This is a genomic window from Caproicibacter sp. BJN0012, from assembly GCF_035986805.1.
Classification (GTDB): domain Bacteria; phylum Bacillota; class Clostridia; order Oscillospirales; family Acutalibacteraceae; genus Caproicibacter.
Map to the genome: position 1 here is coordinate 1,512,180 of NZ_CP142518.1, position 16,293 is coordinate 1,528,472.

A 16,293-nucleotide genomic window follows, 5' to 3' on the forward strand; every position below is an offset into this window, starting at 1 on the left:
CAGTTTGAAAAAGAAAGTATGGGCATCTTCTCCTGTCTTTTTTGTCATTTCGGCCGTTCTGCTGCTGACGGCGGGCATCAGTTGGTTCTGGAATACCGCTGTTTTCGCCGCGGAGATTTCCATTGCGGCTGTGTCCGTTGCGGCTGTTCTGCTTGCAAACCGGCATTTTAAAGCGCATATTTCCTATGCTGTTAAAAGCGCGGAGGAAGTCCTGACCGGGGACCGGTACCGCTCTTTGAAACAGTTTGCGCTGCCGGCTGCCGTCGTAGGAACGGAAGGAGACATAATCTGGGTGAACGATGCGTTCGCGGAGCAGGTCAGCATAAACCGGGACTGCCGCGGCGACCATATCATGAAGTTCATCTATCCATTTACAATGGAACAGATTCTCGCCTCCGCGGGGACTGACGTTTCGCTCGGCTCCAGGCAGTACACGGTGTTCGGAATCCGGACGGACGCGGGGAGCGTTCTGTATTTTCTCGATGATACGGCCTTTCGGGAAATCAGCCGGAATTATGAGGAAAGCCGGCCCGTCGTCATGCTGGCCAGCTTTGACAACAGGGAGGAACTGACGAGGGATTCCAGCTCCGGCGAGGAAATCAGAATCGCTTCCGAGGTGGAGGACGTCCTGAACCGCTGGGCGCAGGATCTGGGAGGCTTCTTCAAACGTTTAAGCAACAGCCGCTACCTGATTCTGACCGACGAGGCTCATCTGCGCGATGAAATGAAAAAGCGTTTTCCGATTCTTGAAGCCGTTCGCGGCATCAAGGCCGGGGACCGCCTGAGCGCCACCGTTTCCGTGGGCGTCGCCCGAGGCGCGAAAAGCCTGCAGGAGGCGGACGACTGGGCCAGAAACGCCCTGAATATGGCACTGGGACGCGGCGGCGACCAGATCGCTGTCAAGCAGGCAAACGATACATATGAATTTTTCGGCGGGCTTTCGGGCGGGATGGAAAGAAGGGACTCCGTCCGCACGCGCGTCTTTGCGGCGTCCATTTCGGACGACATCAAGGAAAGCGACGTCGTATTCGTCATGGGGCATAAATATTCCGACCTTGACTGTGTCGGCGCGGCGATCGGCATGTGGGACGTCTCCTGCAAGGCGCTCTGCCGCCCTTCCTATATCGTTTTGAATCTGGCGCAGAGCCTTGCTTCACCGCAGATCACGGCGCTTCAGAATGCGTATCCGGGGGAAAAGATATTCATGTCCCCTCAGGAGGCCCAGGCGCTGGTCACACCGCGGAGCCTGCTGGTGGTTGTCGACACGCATTCCCAGGATTTTGTGGAGAGCGCCGAGCTGCTGCAGGCCGCTTCGCGTGTGGTGGTGATCGATCATCACCGCATGATGGTCCGGCATATTGAAAACGCGCTGGTGTTTTTTCACGAACCGTACGCCAGTTCCACCTGTGAGATGGTGACGGAGCTCCTGCAGTATATCGGCGACGGGCGCCTGACGCAAACGGAGGCGGAGGCGCTGCTTTCCGGCATCATGCTGGATACCAAGAACTTTGTGCTGAAAACGGGCGCGCGCACCTTTGAGGCGGCAGCCTATCTGCGCCGCAGGGGCGCGGACACCGTCAGCGTCAAACGAATGTTTTCCGATTCCATCGACGCCTATAAGGCAAAATATAAAATCGTTTCCAACGCGGAAATCTTTGACCGGTTTGCCGTGGCTTCCACGGAGAAGGAGTTTCCGGATATCCGGATCGCGTCCGCGCAGGCGGCCGACGAGCTGCTCTCCATCCAGGGGATCGACGCTTCCTTCGTTTTGTTTCCCGCGGGCGGAGTCATCAACATTTCCGCGCGTTCCCTCGGAGACGTCAATGTTCAGCTGATTATGGAAACCCTGGGCGGGGGAGGGCACCTGACGATGGCGGGCGCGCAGCTGAACGGCATGACGGCTGCTGAGGCGAGGGAACGCCTGATCGAGGCAATCCGCGAATTTACGGAAAAAACGTCCAACCGCACGAACGAAAAGTCATAAGGAGGTACCCGATGAAAGTAGTACTGCTTCAGGATGTGAAAGGCACCGGCAAAAAGGGGGAACTGGTCCAGGTCAGCGACGGTTACGCCAGGAACTTTCTTTTGCCGCGCAAGCTGGCCAAGGAAGCGAATTCGCAGGTCATGAGCGAGCTGAAGAGCGCCGAGTCCGCCAAAGCGTGGCGCATTCAAAAGGAAACGGAGGAGGCCCGCGCGGCCGCCGCTTCCATCGAGGGAAAGACGGTCCGGCTCTTTGCAAAGGCGGGGCAGGGCGGGAGGCTGTTCGGTTCCGTGACGGCAAAGGAAGTGGCCGAGGAATTGAAGAAGAGCTTTCATGTCGATGTGGATAAGCGCAAGATTGACCTGGACGGCGACATCCGCGCCTTCGGAACCTATGAGTGCGAGGTAAAGCTGTACACCGGCGTTTCCGCCAAAATTTATGTTCTGGTAGGAGAACAGGCATAGGATCACGGCTCTTTGAATTTCGTAAAGGGGGAATCTGAATGGAGCCGATGGAGACGGGCGCGTATGCCGGACTGAATCTGCCGTTCAGCCCGGAGGCGGAGCAGTCCGTGCTCGGCGCGGTTCTGTTGGATTCTTCCTGCCTGGACCGCGTGGCGGAAATCCTGCCCCGGCCGGAATATTTTTACCAGACCAACAACAGCCTGATCTACTCTTCGATGCTGGAACTGTTCACCCAGGGACGGCCGGTGGATTTTGTCACGCTGCTGGAGAAGCTGAGGCAGACGGAGGGATTTGAGGAAAACGGCGGAAAGGCTTATCTTCTTCAGCTGGCGCAGATGGTTCCCTCCATCTCCAACGTGGAGATCTATGCCAGAATCGTCCGCGACAAGTACGACGTCCGCACGCTGATCACCACCGCGCGGGACATCGTCGAAGAGGCTTCCTCCGGAGCGGCCGATTCCGCGACCCTGCTGGACAGCGCCGAACAGCGCATTTTTGATATCCGGCGCGGAAAAAATATGCAGGGCCTCAAACGGATCGACGAAATCATCGTCGACGAGTTCGACCGGCTGGACCTCCTCAACTCTCCGGACGCGGACCAGTACAAGGGCGTGCCGACCGGCATCAGGGAACTCGACGAAACCATTACGGGCCTCAACCGCTCCGATTTTATTCTGCTTGGGGCACGACCGGGCATGGGGAAGACAAGCTTTGCGCTGAACATTGCGCGAAACGCGGCGGTCAAGGCGAAGAAAAAGGTCGCCTTCTTTTCTCTCGAAATGAGCAACGAGCAGCTGGTCTCCCGGCTCTTGTCCACCGAGGCGCTGGTGGAGGGGACAAAGCTGCGCACTGGGAAACTGAACGAGGACGAGTGGGTGCGCCTGATCGAGGCCGGGGACATCCTTTCCAAATCCCAGCTGTATTTCGACGACAACCCCGGCATCACCGTGCCGGAGATCAAGGCGAAACTCCGCCGGCTGCGCGACGTCGATCTGGTCGTGATCGATTATCTCCAGCTGATGACCGCATCCATGCGGATTGAGAACCGGGTTCAGGAAATTTCGCAGATTACGAGAAACCTGAAAATCATGGCAAAGGAGCTCAACGTGCCGGTGCTGACCCTTTCCCAGCTGGCCCGTGACAGCGAAAAGAGGACCAACCACCGCCCGGTCCTTTCCGATCTGCGCGATTCCGGCTCCATTGAACAGGACGCGGATATCGTGCTTTTTCTGTACCGGGAAGAGTATTATCAGGATATGGGGGAACCGTCGGAGAACGCGGACCGCAACCAGAGCGAATGCATTATCGCGAAGAACCGCCACGGACAGACCAAAACGGTGCCTCTGCACTGGCAGGGAGAATATATGCGCTTTACCGCGCAGGAGGTTGTTCACAGTGAATGACCGGATTGCGGAGATAGAGAAGAAAATCGAAGATACCATCCGGGAGGAACGGATGCTTCCCGACGGCTGCCGGGTTGTGGCCGCTTTGTCCGGCGGAGCCGATTCCATGGCGATGCTCTATTTTCTCATCGGCTACGCAAAGAGGCATGGAATCGTTCTGACGGCGGCTCACGTCAATCACGGGCTTCGCGGGGAGGAAGCAGACGCGGACGAGGCGTTTGCCGCCGCGTGGTGCTCTGAAAATCATGTGGATTTTCAGGCCTTTCACGCCGATGTTCCGACGCTTGCCAGGAAAAATTCACAGGGTCTGGAAGAATGCGGGCGGAATGTCCGCTATTCTTTTTTCCGCAGTCTCTGCGGGCCGGGCGGCCGGATTGCCACCGCCCATACCCTGACGGACAGCGCCGAAACCGTGCTGATGAATCTCGCGAAGGGGGCCGGGCCGCGCGGGCTTTCCGGGATTCCGTCCGTCCGGGACGAAATCGTGCGCCCTTTGATCCGCGTGACGAGGGAGGAAGTGGAGGCGTACTGCCTCCATTACGGACTTCGCTTTGTGACGGACAGCACGAATCTCGCCGACGAATATGCGCGCAATCGCATCCGCCACAGCGTATCGCCCGTTCTGCGCGGCATCAATCCCGGCTTTGAACGGGCAATTTTCAGGACGACGCGCCTGCTGCGGCAGGACGAGGAGTTCTTCCGGAAGCTCGCGCGGGAAGAGCTGGATCAGGCCGCCACAGCGGACGGCGGCTTTTCCCTTCGGTCTCTGGACAGCCAGCCGGACTGCGTATTGTCCCGCATGATTGCCCTCGCGGTTCAGAGGGAAACGAGTGTTCGTCTGGATTGCGGCCACATTGAGGCCGTGATTAAAATGATTCGTTCCGGCTTGGGAAATATCACTCTCCCCGGCGGAATACAATGCTGCGCAAACGGCAATACTCTTTTTATTCATTCTGAAAGCGGGCGGACCGCCCGATGGAAAACGCCTCTCCGGCTTCCGGAGACCCTTCTTCCGGACGGAAGGGTCTTCTGCGTTCAGGCGGAATCTTCCGAAATAAAAAATCGTGAGAAAATTAATAATTTGTTATTTAATAATCGAATCAACTATGATACAATAATGGATACTAATAGCTTTGTTCGCAGCAGGCTTCCCGGCGACCGGTTTGTCCCGGCGGGCCGGGGAGTCACCAAAACGCTGAAAAAATTATTCAATGAGCAGAAGATTCCTCCGTTCCGCCGGGACAGGCTTGCCGTTCTGGAGTGCGGGGGGGAGATTCTGTGGATCGAAGGTATCGGCCCGTCTCAAAAAGCAGCGGCTGCGGAAGACACCAGGCGGGCGGCCGAAATCATCATCAAGGAGTGCTGAAAACCTGTGCACCAGTTAACCGACGATATTCAGGAAGTCTTGTTCAGCGAGGAGCGGCTCGCTGAGATCGTTTCAAAGATGGGAGAGAAAATCAGCCAGGATTATCGGGGCAAGAATCTTTTGCTTGTCAGCATTTTGAAGGGCTCCGTAGTCTTTATGTCCGATCTGATGCGTTCCGTCACAATCCCGTGCAGCATCGATTTCATGGCGGTTTCCAGCTATGGCTCCGGCGTGAAGACGTCCGGGGTCGTTAAGATCATAAAGGATCTCGACATCAATTTGAAAGGATACGATGTTCTGGTTGTGGAAGATATATTGGACAGCGGCCTTACTCTGAGCTACATACTGGAACTTTTGCAGGCGCGCCTGCCAAAGAGCATCCGCCTCTGCACTTTGTTTGACAAACCGGACCGCAGAACCGTCGGCATCAAGGCCGACTATGTGGGCACCGTAGTTCCGGATGAATTCATTGTCGGGTATGGCCTTGATTATAATGAAAAATACAGGAACCTTCCGTTTGTCGGCATCCTGAAGCCGGAGGTTTACGGGGGCTGAACCACGACATGGGAGGGGCCGATTCCTATAAGGAGTGAAATTTGTTTGGACAATAGAAAGACCGTAAAAAATATTGCCATGTTTTTGGGCATACCGATTCTGCTTCTGATTTTGCTTGCGATGGTGCTGAACAACCATTCCGATAAGACGTTTAACTATTCTGAAATTCTTTACTATTTTGAGGATCAGAAGGTTACGGATTATTCCCTGGATCTCGGCAGCGGCGAGATGATCATCAAGCTGAAGGACAACACTCAGATTTCCTATGTAGCTCCAAGCACGACGCAGCTGATCGAAGATATCCGGCCCTATGTGGAAGAGTATAACCGCGATCATCCGAATGCCCGGATGACCTTTAACTGGAAGAGGCCGGCGGAGACGACATGGCTTTCCAGCCTGCTGCCGATGCTTTTGACACTCGCCGTCATGCTGCTGTTCTGGTGGTTCATGATGAAGCGCCTGAACACCTCCATGGGTGATGCCGGGAAACAGATGAATTTCGGCAAGGCGAAGATCAAACAGATGGCGGACGAGAAACGCAAGACCACGTTTGCGGACGTGGCCGGAGCGGACGAGGAAAAGGAAGAACTGCAGGAGATTGTGGAATTCCTGAAAAATCCCCGCAAGTACAACGAGCTGGGCGCGCGCATCCCGAAGGGCGTGCTGCTGGTGGGCCCTCCGGGCACGGGTAAAACCCTGCTGGCCCGCGCGGTCGCGGGAGAGGCGGGCGTTCCGTTCTTCTCCATTTCCGGCTCCGATTTTGTCGAGATGTTCGTCGGCGTCGGCGCGTCCCGTGTGCGCGACCTGTTCGATCAGGCAAAGAAAAATTCGCCCTGCATCATCTTCATCGATGAAATCGACGCCGTGGGGCGCCAGCGCGGCGCCGGCCTCGGCGGCGGGCACGACGAGCGCGAACAGACTCTGAACCAATTGCTGGTCGAGATGGACGGTTTCGGCGCGAACGAAGGCGTTATCATGATCGCTGCGACGAACCGTCCGGACATCCTTGACCCGGCTCTGATGCGTCCCGGCCGTTTTGACCGCCAGATCATGGTCGGCTATCCGGATATCAAGGGACGCGAGGAGATTCTGAAAGTCCATGCCCGCGGCAAGCCGGTTGCCCCGGATGTCGACCTGAAGACCATCGCGAAATCCACCGCCGGTTTTACCGGCGCGGACCTGGAGAATCTGCTCAACGAATCCGCGTTGCTCGCGGCGAGGAAGAGCCTGAAGGCCATCACCATGGACGAGATCGAGGAAGCCACGATCAAGGTCGTGGTCGGAACCGAAAAGAAGAGCCATGTGATGACCGATAAGGAAAAGAAAATCACGGCCTATCATGAGGCCGGGCACGCGGTGGCGACGTTTTACTGTCCGATGCAGGACCCCGTTCACCAGATTTCGATTATCCCGCGCGGGATGGCGGGCGGCTATACGATGCAGATTCCGACGGAAGACCGTGCCTACCGTTCCCGCAGGGAGATGGAAGAGAGCCTTGTCGTCATGCTGGGAGGCCGTGTTTCGGAGGCGCTTACGCTGGATGATATCTCGACCGGCGCTTCCAACGACATTGAGCGCGCAACAAAGCTTGCGCGCAGCATGGTGACAAAATACGGAATGTCGGACGAACTCGGCCCCATTACTTACGGGCAGGATGAAGGGGAACCGTTCCTGGGCCGCGACATGGGGCATATCCGGAATTATTCTGAGGCGACCTCTTCTACGATCGACCGCGAGATCAAACGCCTGATGACCAATGCCTACGCCAAGACCGAGACCATTCTCAAGTCTCATATGGAAAAGCTGCATCAGGTTGCGAAATACTTGTTCGACAATGAAAAGATGAGCGGAGAGGAATTCGCGAAAATAATGAGAGACGGCGGCCCGGAGCCGGCGTCTCCAGAGGACGACGTGAGGCCGGGTGCTCCATCGGGGCATATGGTGGGGGAAGCCGGCTGAAAAGATCAATAGAGTTTCGGGGGAATGTTGCCGCATTCCCCTTTTGGTTGTTCTTTTGGACCCGGGGGAAATACAATCTAGGGAGGTCCCTGAATGGCGAGAAAACAGACATACGGCAATGAGAGCATTTCCGCCCTGAAAGGCGCCGACCGCGTCAGGCGCCGTCCGGCCGTTATTTTCGGCTCGGACGGAATCGAGGGCTGCGAACACTCCATTTTCGAGATCCTGTCCAACGCGATCGACGAGGCGCGGGAGGGCTATGGAAAGCAAATCACGGTGACGCGGTATCTGGACCATTCCGTGGAAGTGGAGGATCACGGCCGGGGGTGTCCGGTCGACTACAACCCAAATGAAAAACGATATAATTGGGAACTGGCTTTCTGCGAGCTTTACGCGGGAGGAAAATACAACAACAGCGCCGATGAGAGCTATGAATATTCACTGGGGCTCAACGGGCTGGGCCTCTGCGCGACGCAGTACGCCTCCGAATTTATGGATGCGGATATCCGCAGGGACGGGTACCGTTATACCCTGCGTTTCGAACACGGGGAAAATGTCGGAGGGCTGAAAAAAGAAGAATATAAGGGCAGGGACACCGGCTCCCGCTTTCGCTGGAAGCCGGACCTTCAGGTCTTTACGGATATCGACGTTCCTATTGAATATTATCTGGATATGCTGAAACGCCAGGCGATCGTCAACGAGGGGATCACGTTCCTGTTCCGGAATCAGGCCGGGGCGGGATTCGAAACCACGACGTTTCTCTATGCGAACGGGATCGCGGATTACGCGGAGGAAATCGCGGGGGAAGACGCGCTGACTCCGGTCCAGTTCTGGCGGGCGGAGCGCATGGTGCGCGACCGGGCGGACAAGCCCGAATACAAAGTGAAGGTCAACGTCGCCGCCGCTTTCTCCAATCGGAACCGGCTGATCGAATATTACCACAATTCCAGCTGGCTGGAGCACGGCGGTTCTCCCGACAAGGCCGCCCGGAACGCATTCGTTTATCAGATTGACTCATATCTGAAACAGAACAACAAGTACAATAAAAATGAGAGCAAAATCAACTTTGCGGACGTCGAGGACTGCCTCATCCTGGTTATTTCCTCTTTCTCCAACCGCACGTCGTATGAAAACCAGACGAAGAAAGCAATTACCAACAAAGGAATCCAGGAAGCCATGACGGAGATGCTCCGACACCAGCTTGAGGTTTATTTTATTGAAAATCCGGCCGATGCGGAGAAAATCGCGGCGCAGGTTCTCATCAACAAACGCAGCCGGGAGGACGCGGAAAAAACGCGCCTGAACCTGAAAAAGAAGCTGACGACCAATCTGGACCTGACCAACCGCGTGGCCAAATTCGTCGACTGCCGGAGCCGGGACGCCGGAGAGCGGGAAATCTTCATCGTGGAGGGCGATTCGGCGCTCGGTGCGTGCAAACAGGCGCGCGACCCGAATTTTCAGGCGATTATGCCGATCCGCGGCAAAATTTTGAACTGCCTGAAGGCGGACTACGATAAAATATTCAAAAGCGATATCATCACCGACCTGATCAAGGTGCTGGGCTGCGGGGTGCAGGTCAGGTCGAAGGCCAGCCGGGAGCTTTCCTCCTTTAACATCGATCTTCTGCGCTGGAATAAGATCATTCTGTGCACCGATGCCGACGTGGACGGATACCAGATCCGGACGCTTCTGCTGACCATGCTTTACCGGCTGACGCCGACGCTGATTGAGGAAGGTAAGGTGTTTATCGCGGAATCCCCGCTTTATGAGATCCAGGCGAAGGACAAGACCTATTTCGCCTTTACGGAACGGGAAAAAGAAGAATTTTCCGAACAGCTGAGAGGGCAGAAGGTAACGGTTCAGCGCTCCAAGGGGCTGGGCGAGAACGAGCCGGACATGATGAACCTGACAACCATGAATCCGGCGACACGGCGCCTGATCCGCGTCCTTCCGGATGAAGCGGAACAGACCAGCCGGATGTTCGACCTCCTTCTCGGCGATGACCTGGATGGGAGAAAGGACTTTATCGCCCGGAACGGGCCCAGGTACATTGATGCCTCCGATTTGAGCTGAATGCTTTTTTGAATCTTTGATCGAAATGGTGGTGCGGCAGAATTCATGCCCAAAAAGAAGAAAGAATCAGCCCCCCAAAGTGCCGGCGCGCACGGCGTCATCAACGGCGCAGGTGAGGTTGTTGAAGAAAAAATAACGGATACGCTTGAAAAAAACTATATGCCCTATGCGATGAGCGTGATCCTTTCCAGAGCAATTCCGGAGATAGACGGGTTTAAGCCCTCCCATCGGAAGCTGCTCTATACCATGTATAAAATGGGCCTGCTGGGGCCGGCCCGGACCAAGAGCGCCAATATTGTCGGTCAGACCATGCGGCTGAATCCCCATGGCGACGCGGCCATTTACGACACCATGGTGCGGCTGAGCCGCGGGTACGAGGCGCTGCTTCATCCCTATGTGGACTCCAAGGGAAATTTCGGCAAATTCTATTCCCGCGACATGGCCTATGCCGCCTCCCGCTACACGGAGGCGCGGCTCGACAATATCTGTGAAGAGCTGTTTCGCGACATTGACCGGGACACCGTCGATTTTGTAGACAATTATGACAACACCGTGAAAGAGCCCACTCTGCTGCCGGCGACTTTTCCGACCGTGCTGGTCAATGCGAACACGGGCATCGCCGTCGGCATGGCAAGCTCGATTTGTCCGTTCAACCTGGCGGAGGTCTGTAAAACGACCGTGAGCCTGCTGAAAGACCAGCAGCATGAGATCGATTCGACCCTTTTGGCGCCTGATTTTCCGGGCGGCGGGCAGATCCTGATGGATCGGGACGCCTTGCGTAAAATATATGAGACGGGGCGCGGTTCCATCCGGATCCGCTCCCGGTTCCGTTACGACCCGGACGCGAACTGCGTCGATGTGGTGGAAATTCCGCCGACCACGACGGTGGAGGTTATTGTCGAGAAGGTTGTGGAATTAGTCCGTCAGGGAAAAATCAGGGAAATTTCGGATATCCGCGACGAAACCGGCCTCGACGGACTGAAAATCACGATAGACCTGAAACGGGGAACAGACCCGGACAAGCTGATGCTGCGCCTGTTCAAGATGACGCCCCTGGAGGACAGCTTTTCCTGCAATTTTAATGTACTGGTGAACGGCACGCCGCGCGTCATGGGAGTCAGGGAACTGCTGAACGAATGGACGGCGTTCCGGGTAAAATGTGTTCGCCGCCGAACGGAATTCGACCTGAAAAAAAAGCAGGAAAAACTGCACCTGCTCAAAGGCCTGCAGGCGATTCTGCTGGATATCGACAAAGCGGTTGCCATCGTGCGCTCGACCGAGGAGGAGGAAGAGGTTGTTCCGAACCTCATGATCGGGTTTGGCATCGACCGGATTCAGGCTGATTACGTCGCCGAAATCAAGCTGCGCCATCTGAACCGCGAGTATATTCTGAAACGCACGGAGGAAACGGAGCAGCTGGAACAGGAAATCGGCCGTCTTCAAAGAATTCTTGAAAACGATTTGGAGATTCGGAAGATCATCGTCGGAGAACTCAACGAAGTGGCTGGAAAATATGGGAAGCCACGGCGCACCGAATTGATTTACCCTGGCGAGATCGAGGAATACACAGAAGAGGAAATTCCGGATTATCCGGTCAACCTGTTTCTGACAAAGGACGGATATTTTAAGAAAATCACGCCGCTTTCGCTGCGGATGGGCGGCGACCAGAAATTGAAGGAAGGGGACGAAGTCAGCCAGCATCTGGAAAGTACGAATTCCGCCGAGCTGCTGTTCTTTACGGACCGCTGTTCTGTTTATAAGGCGAAGGCCTCGGATTTTCCGGATACCAAGGCCAGCGTTCTGGGGGAATATATTCCCGCGAAGCTCGGCATGGAGGAGGGGGAGACGCCGGTTTATCTGGCGGTCACGACGGACTATTCCGGCTTTATGATGTTCTTTTTTGAGAACGGCAAAGCGGCCAAGGTCGATTTGAATTCCTATGAGACAAAGACGAACCGCCGCAGGCTCGTCAATGCCTACAGTGATAAAAGCCCGCTGGCGTCCTGTTTCCAGATTGCGGAAGACGGGGAATTTCTGTTGACTTCCTCCCAGGGAAGGATTCTTCTGCTGCACACCGGCGCCGTTCAGAGCAAGACCACACGCTCTACCCAGGGCGTCGCGGTGATGACGCTCCGGCGCGGGGCAAGACTGCTTCGTGTTGAAAAATATGAGGAAGGGACCCTGAAAAAACCGGACCGCTACCGGAAAACCATTCCGGCGGTCGGGGCCATGCCCGCTGCGGAGGATACTCAGGGCGAGCAGCTCACTCTTTCATGAACATAAAAATCACCGCTGAAAAACCAATAGCTTTCCAGCGGTGGGACAGTTCAAGCGGCAAACGCAGTCAAACGTAATCGCTTTTCTTTGTCCATGCATTAGAGTTTCCTGGCGGTTTGGCCATTATTCACTTTTCGTCCCATTTTTAGAAATATATCCGGCGATCCTCTTGCAAACAGGCTTCGTTTGTGATACCATCATAAAAGAGGATTCGGAAAGATTTTGGAGGTAGATTATGTCAGTCGCTGAGATTGTGTTGGGAGTCGTACTGATTTTATTTTCCATCGCGATTACGATTGTGGTTTTGATGCAGGAGGGCCACGAACAGAATGTCGGTGTGGTCACGGGCGGCGCGGATACATTCCTGACGAAAAACAAGGCGCGTTCCGTGGATGCTTTTTTAGCCCGCTGGACGAAAATTATTGCGATCGGTTTCTTTCTGCTTGTGATTATTATTAACGCTTATTTGTTTTTTGGAGCCTGAACACAGAATACTGTTTCGCCCCGCTTGGCAAGAGCGGGGCGTTTCTTATATGGCCGCGTAATTTGGACGCCTGGGCGGAAAGCGGAAGGGAATCGCGCTGTCTAAAATTTGCAGTTTAGGGAATTCTATCATGAGCCTTGAGGAGAACAGCAGACCGTGATTGGAGGGAAGAATTTGGGAGAAACAAAAGAAATTATTATGTCATACCTCAATAAGATACCGCAGGGCATTTCGTCGCGCGATTTAATCAAACGGCTCAGACTGAGCCGGAAGGATTACAATAAGGCGTTGGATGAACTGCAGAAAGAGGGCAAAGTCTCGGTCAGCAGAAGCCGCAGAATCCGCAGGGTAAAAGAGAAATCCACGGTTGACGCCACGATCGTTTCTCTTTCCAGAGGATTTGCTTTTGCCCGTCCGGACGGCGGCGGAGATGACATTTTCATTCATGCCGACCACCTGAAAAATGCCTTTATTAAAGACAGGGTAAAGCTGCACCGCGTCAGGCAGAGTCCCAAGGGACCCAGCGCGGAGGTGGATTCCATCTCTGAGAAAAGCAGCCGTGTAATCACCGGAACTCTGAACAAAGCAAAAGATCGATGTGAAATGGCCCCGGACGACGCGATCCGATATCCGATCCGGGTTGTGAAGAACCTGCCGCGCGGGATAAAAAGCGGGGACAAGATCCAGGCGAAAATCAGCAGACAGAAAAATTCAGACGAGCTTCAGGCGGAAATCGTTAAAGTCTATGGAAAATCGAACAGCGCCAAAGTCTGCGCCGACGCGATCCTCGATCAATATGGAATCCGGACCCGCTTTGAAAAGGAAGCGGCGGAAGAGGCGAAACGCGTTTCCTCGTCCGCAATTTCGGAAGCGGACCTGACAGGAAGGCTGGACCTTCGGAAGCTTGCCATTTGCACGATCGACGGCGCGGGTGCGAAAGACCTTGACGACGCCGTTTCCGTCAGCAAAACGAAGAAGGGGTTCCGGCTGGGAGTCCATATCGCGGACGTGTCGCATTATGTGAAGGAAGACGGGGCGCTGGACCGGGAGGCGTTTGCACGGGGGACCTCCGTTTACTTTGCCGACCGCGTCGTTCCCATGCTTCCGGAGGAACTTTCCAACGGCGCGTGCTCTTTAAACGCCGGCGCGGACAAGCTGGCGTTTTCCGCAATGATCGAATTGAGTCTCGATGGAGAGATTCTGTCCTACCGTTTCCGGAAAAGCGTGATCCGTTCCCGGGTCCGCGGCGTTTACTCGGAGGTGAATCAGATTTTTTCCGGAAAAGCGGACCGTGAACTGAAGAAAAAATACTATCCGGTGATTCGATCTCTGAATGCGGCGCGGGAGCTTGCGAAAATCCTCAAAAAGCGTTCGGGGGAGAACGGCTCCTTCGATATTGAGAGCACGGAATCCGAATTTACGCTGAACGAGCGGGGGGTCTGTGTGGATGTCCGTCCGCGCTCGAGCGGAGAAGCGGAAGAGATGATCGAACAGCTGATGATCACGGCGAACCAGGCCGCGGCAAAGCTGGCGAAAACGAAGGGGATCCCCTTCGTTTACAGAGTCCATGAACAGCCCGACCCGGAGCGGGTCAAGACGCTGATTCAGCTGGTGGACGCGGTCGGGCTGAATTCCCGCACGCTGAAGAAGAAGGGGGAGCTTTCCGCCGCCGATTTCGGTGCGGTATTGGATCAGGCGCAGGGCACGCCGATTCAGAAGGTGATATCGCACCAGCTGCTGCGGACCATGGCGAAGGCCCGCTACGACTCCAAGCCGATCGGGCATTTCGGGCTTGCGCTGGAGGACTACTGCCACTTTACCTCTCCGATCCGCAGATACCCCGACCTTGCGATTCACCGCATCCTGACGGCGCTGCTGACGGAAAAGGACCAGGGCAGGATCAACCGTTTTCAGGGTTTTGCCGTCGGCGCCGCAAAATCCTCCTCCAATGCCGAGGTGCGCGCCATGGGGGCGGAACGCGATGCGGAGGATTGCTATATGGCCGAATACATCGGCCGGCACATCGGTGAAGTTTTCGACGGGGTCGTCAGCGGAGTGACGCAGCGCGGCATTTTTGTGGAGCTTGCCAACACGGTGGAGGGATTTGTGCCGATCGACAGTTTTCAGGACGCAAACTACCAGTTTGACGGCATGATTACCCAGGTTGACCGCAACTCGGGCAAAAAGCTGACCATCGGACAGCCGATGCGCATTCAGGTGGTTTCCGCCGACGTGGCGGGCGGCCGCATCGATTTCGCGCCTGCCGGCGACCCGGATTAATTTTTTACTTTTTCCATTCGTTGCATAAAAACTGGAATAAAAGCCCATCCTACTGGCATAAGAATGAAACCGGAAGGCGGAATTGTCAGTATGGAATCTGTATTAAAACTCTTGCAGCGCACCACTACCGACTGCGAGGAGGCAAAAGACAGCCTCGACCGGCAGCAGATCGTAGATGCAATCCGGGACGTATCGCGCCAGCTTGCCTATAACGAATGCTGGTTTCAGCTTGAATCCGATGAAAACCTGATCGATGCCTGCATCTATCAGCGGGAAGAACTGAAATCGCGTTATCGCTATTTTCTGAAACTGGCAAAGCAGAAGGGTGTTAACTGCGCTTCCTTCCAAGAATAAGGAGCGGAGGTGTAAAATTGCAGAAGCTGACGGCCATCGTGTGTGCGCTGGGTGTTTTTGCCTTGCTGGTACTGATCCAGGTCATCGTAAAAGCGGAACATCCGGTCCGAAGGGCCATCGGGGGAATTTTAACCGGACTTTGCGCGCTTGTGGTTGTAAATCTGACAGGATGTTTCACCGGGGTTACTCTTCCAATCAGCCCGCTGACGCTCGGCGTTTCGGGTGCGGCAGGAATATCGGGGGTTACAATGCTGCTTTTGCTGGATCTTATTTTAAAATAGGCTGCGGGGGATCGTTCCCTGCAGCCTATTTTAAAATGCAAAAGTTGCCGGTTGCCCGCTATGATTCTTTCGGAAGGAAACCAGCCGCCATGTCGTTTCGACCCGTGACAAGGGCCAGCAGCATCCGGTAAACGGCTTCGGGAGAACGGTGGAAATTTTCTTTCACCATATTGGCCTGGTAAAGGTCGGGGACGTAGAGAGTGATGCTCATCAAATCCATATCCCCGCCTGAAATGTGACAAATCACATGATATCCCTTGTCCAACTTGACAAACTCAACGCGGTTTTCCCGTTCGCGCCTTGCTTCGGCCAACAGCCGGATCGCTGCGCCGACGGCTTTGTCGCGGACAGAGGGAGGTAAAGCCGTGTCCAGCTGCTTTGCTATCATCTTTCCGCTGTCGCTCAGGGAAAAGGTATCCGGGCTGTCCCTGTCCGGGATGAGAATTCCCTTTTCGGACATTTCCGCAATGGCGTCCGCCAGTTCAAAATAATTTGCAAGCCCGTTGTTCTGTATCATCTCTATCATGTCATCTTTTGCAAGCGGAACGCCGACACTGTCCAGCAGGTAACAGATTAAAATTCTGATTTCATTTTTCGTCCTCAGTCCCCCGGGGTCAATTCCGGCTGAAAAAGCGTCAAAGGCCATTTCGAATCGCCTCCCTGATCCTTTTTGATTATTTTACCACAGATTGAAGATCATGGAAAGTGGGGAAAGGGTGGCGATAACGGCGGTGAATAAAAAAATCGCTGATCCTGTGAAGCACGGTCCGGCTGGGTTTAAATTCCCGTTTCAGAGCGTGTTTCCCAGGATCAGCA

Annotated in this window: 13 protein-coding genes; 12 read left to right on the forward strand and 1 reads right to left on the reverse strand. The window is 55.1% G+C overall.

Features of this window, described 5'->3' with window-relative positions:
• Positions 1-4: 4 nt before the first annotated feature.
• The 12 genes from VA597_RS07285 to VA597_RS07340 all read left to right on the forward strand — a co-directional run bounded on the left by VA597_RS07285 (position 5) and on the right by VA597_RS07340 (position 15,477).
• A complete protein-coding gene (locus VA597_RS07285) occupies positions 5-1,984 on the forward strand; it encodes a DHH family phosphoesterase (RefSeq protein WP_326975598.1) in 1,980 nt (659 codons plus the stop codon).
• An 11-nt stretch (positions 1,985-1,995) separates the two neighbouring features.
• Positions 1,996-2,445: a 50S ribosomal protein L9 gene (rplI, locus tag VA597_RS07290; RefSeq protein WP_128742116.1), complete on the forward strand. Its 450-nt coding sequence runs from the start codon at positions 1,996-1,998 to the stop codon at positions 2,443-2,445.
• Between the two features lie 38 nt (positions 2,446-2,483).
• Positions 2,484-3,848, forward strand: coding sequence for a replicative DNA helicase (dnaB, locus tag VA597_RS07295; protein WP_128742117.1), 1,365 nt, complete (start codon positions 2,484-2,486; stop codon positions 3,846-3,848).
• Complete coding sequence (gene tilS, locus VA597_RS07300) at positions 3,841-5,214, forward strand: tRNA lysidine(34) synthetase TilS (protein WP_326975599.1); 1,374 nt, start codon at positions 3,841-3,843, stop codon at positions 5,212-5,214. Before dnaB ends, tilS begins: the two co-directional genes overlap by 8 nt.
• Before the next feature lie 6 nt (positions 5,215-5,220).
• Complete coding sequence (hpt, locus tag VA597_RS07305; protein WP_128742119.1) at positions 5,221-5,769, forward strand: hypoxanthine phosphoribosyltransferase; 549 nt, start codon at positions 5,221-5,223, stop codon at positions 5,767-5,769.
• Positions 5,770-5,814: 45 nt separating this feature from the next.
• On the forward strand, positions 5,815-7,728 hold the full coding sequence (gene ftsH, locus VA597_RS07310; protein ID WP_128742120.1) for an ATP-dependent zinc metalloprotease FtsH: 1,914 nt from the start codon (positions 5,815-5,817) through the stop codon (positions 7,726-7,728).
• 93 nt (positions 7,729-7,821) lie between these two features.
• Entirely contained in the window at positions 7,822-9,801 is a 1,980-nt protein-coding gene (locus tag VA597_RS07315) for a DNA gyrase/topoisomerase IV subunit B (RefSeq protein ID WP_128742121.1), read from the forward strand.
• A gap of 45 nt (positions 9,802-9,846) precedes the next feature.
• On the forward strand, positions 9,847-12,078 hold the full coding sequence (locus VA597_RS07320) for a DNA gyrase/topoisomerase IV subunit A (RefSeq protein ID WP_128742122.1): 2,232 nt from the start codon (positions 9,847-9,849) through the stop codon (positions 12,076-12,078).
• A gap of 235 nt (positions 12,079-12,313) precedes the next feature.
• Positions 12,314-12,562, forward strand: coding sequence for a preprotein translocase subunit SecG (gene secG / locus VA597_RS07325; RefSeq protein WP_128742123.1), 249 nt, complete (start codon positions 12,314-12,316; stop codon positions 12,560-12,562).
• Between the two features lie 156 nt (positions 12,563-12,718).
• Positions 12,719-14,842, forward strand: a complete 2,124-nt coding sequence (gene rnr, locus VA597_RS07330; protein ID WP_326975601.1) for a ribonuclease R — start codon at positions 12,719-12,721, stop codon at positions 14,840-14,842.
• Positions 14,843-14,932: 90 nt separating this feature from the next.
• Positions 14,933-15,196 carry a DUF2508 family protein gene (locus VA597_RS07335; protein WP_164918982.1) on the forward strand — a complete coding sequence of 88 codons (264 nt, stop codon included), beginning with the start codon at positions 14,933-14,935 and terminating at the stop codon, positions 15,194-15,196.
• A gap of 17 nt (positions 15,197-15,213) precedes the next feature.
• Positions 15,214-15,477, forward strand: coding sequence for a pro-sigmaK processing inhibitor BofA family protein (locus VA597_RS07340; RefSeq protein WP_243112658.1), 264 nt, complete (start codon positions 15,214-15,216; stop codon positions 15,475-15,477).
• A gap of 58 nt (positions 15,478-15,535) precedes the next feature.
• On the opposite strand, the gene VA597_RS07345 is transcribed toward VA597_RS07340, so the two are convergent.
• Positions 15,536-16,123: a DUF4364 family protein gene (locus tag VA597_RS07345; RefSeq protein ID WP_128742125.1), complete on the reverse strand. Its 588-nt coding sequence runs from the start codon at positions 16,121-16,123 to the stop codon at positions 15,536-15,538.
• Positions 16,124-16,293: the final 170 nt, after the last annotated feature.

Excerpts from the sequence above, each read along its gene's own strand:
- VA597_RS07315 (WP_128742121.1), top strand. The coding sequence starts at position 7,822 with ATGGCGAGAAAACAGACATACGGCAATGAGAGCATTTCCGCCCTGAAA.
- secG (WP_128742123.1), top strand. The coding sequence starts at position 12,314 with ATGTCAGTCGCTGAGATTGTGTTGGGAGTCGTACTGATTTTATTTTCC.
- VA597_RS07320 (WP_128742122.1), top strand. The coding sequence starts at position 9,847 with ATGCCCAAAAAGAAGAAAGAATCAGCCCCCCAAAGTGCCGGCGCGCAC.
- rplI (WP_128742116.1), top strand. The coding sequence starts at position 1,996 with ATGAAAGTAGTACTGCTTCAGGATGTGAAAGGCACCGGCAAAAAGGGG.
- dnaB (WP_128742117.1), top strand. The coding sequence starts at position 2,484 with ATGGAGCCGATGGAGACGGGCGCGTATGCCGGACTGAATCTGCCGTTC.
- VA597_RS07335 (WP_164918982.1), top strand. The coding sequence starts at position 14,933 with ATGGAATCTGTATTAAAACTCTTGCAGCGCACCACTACCGACTGCGAG.
- VA597_RS07345 (WP_128742125.1), bottom strand. The coding sequence starts at position 16,123 with ATGGCCTTTGACGCTTTTTCAGCCGGAATTGACCCCGGGGGACTGAGG.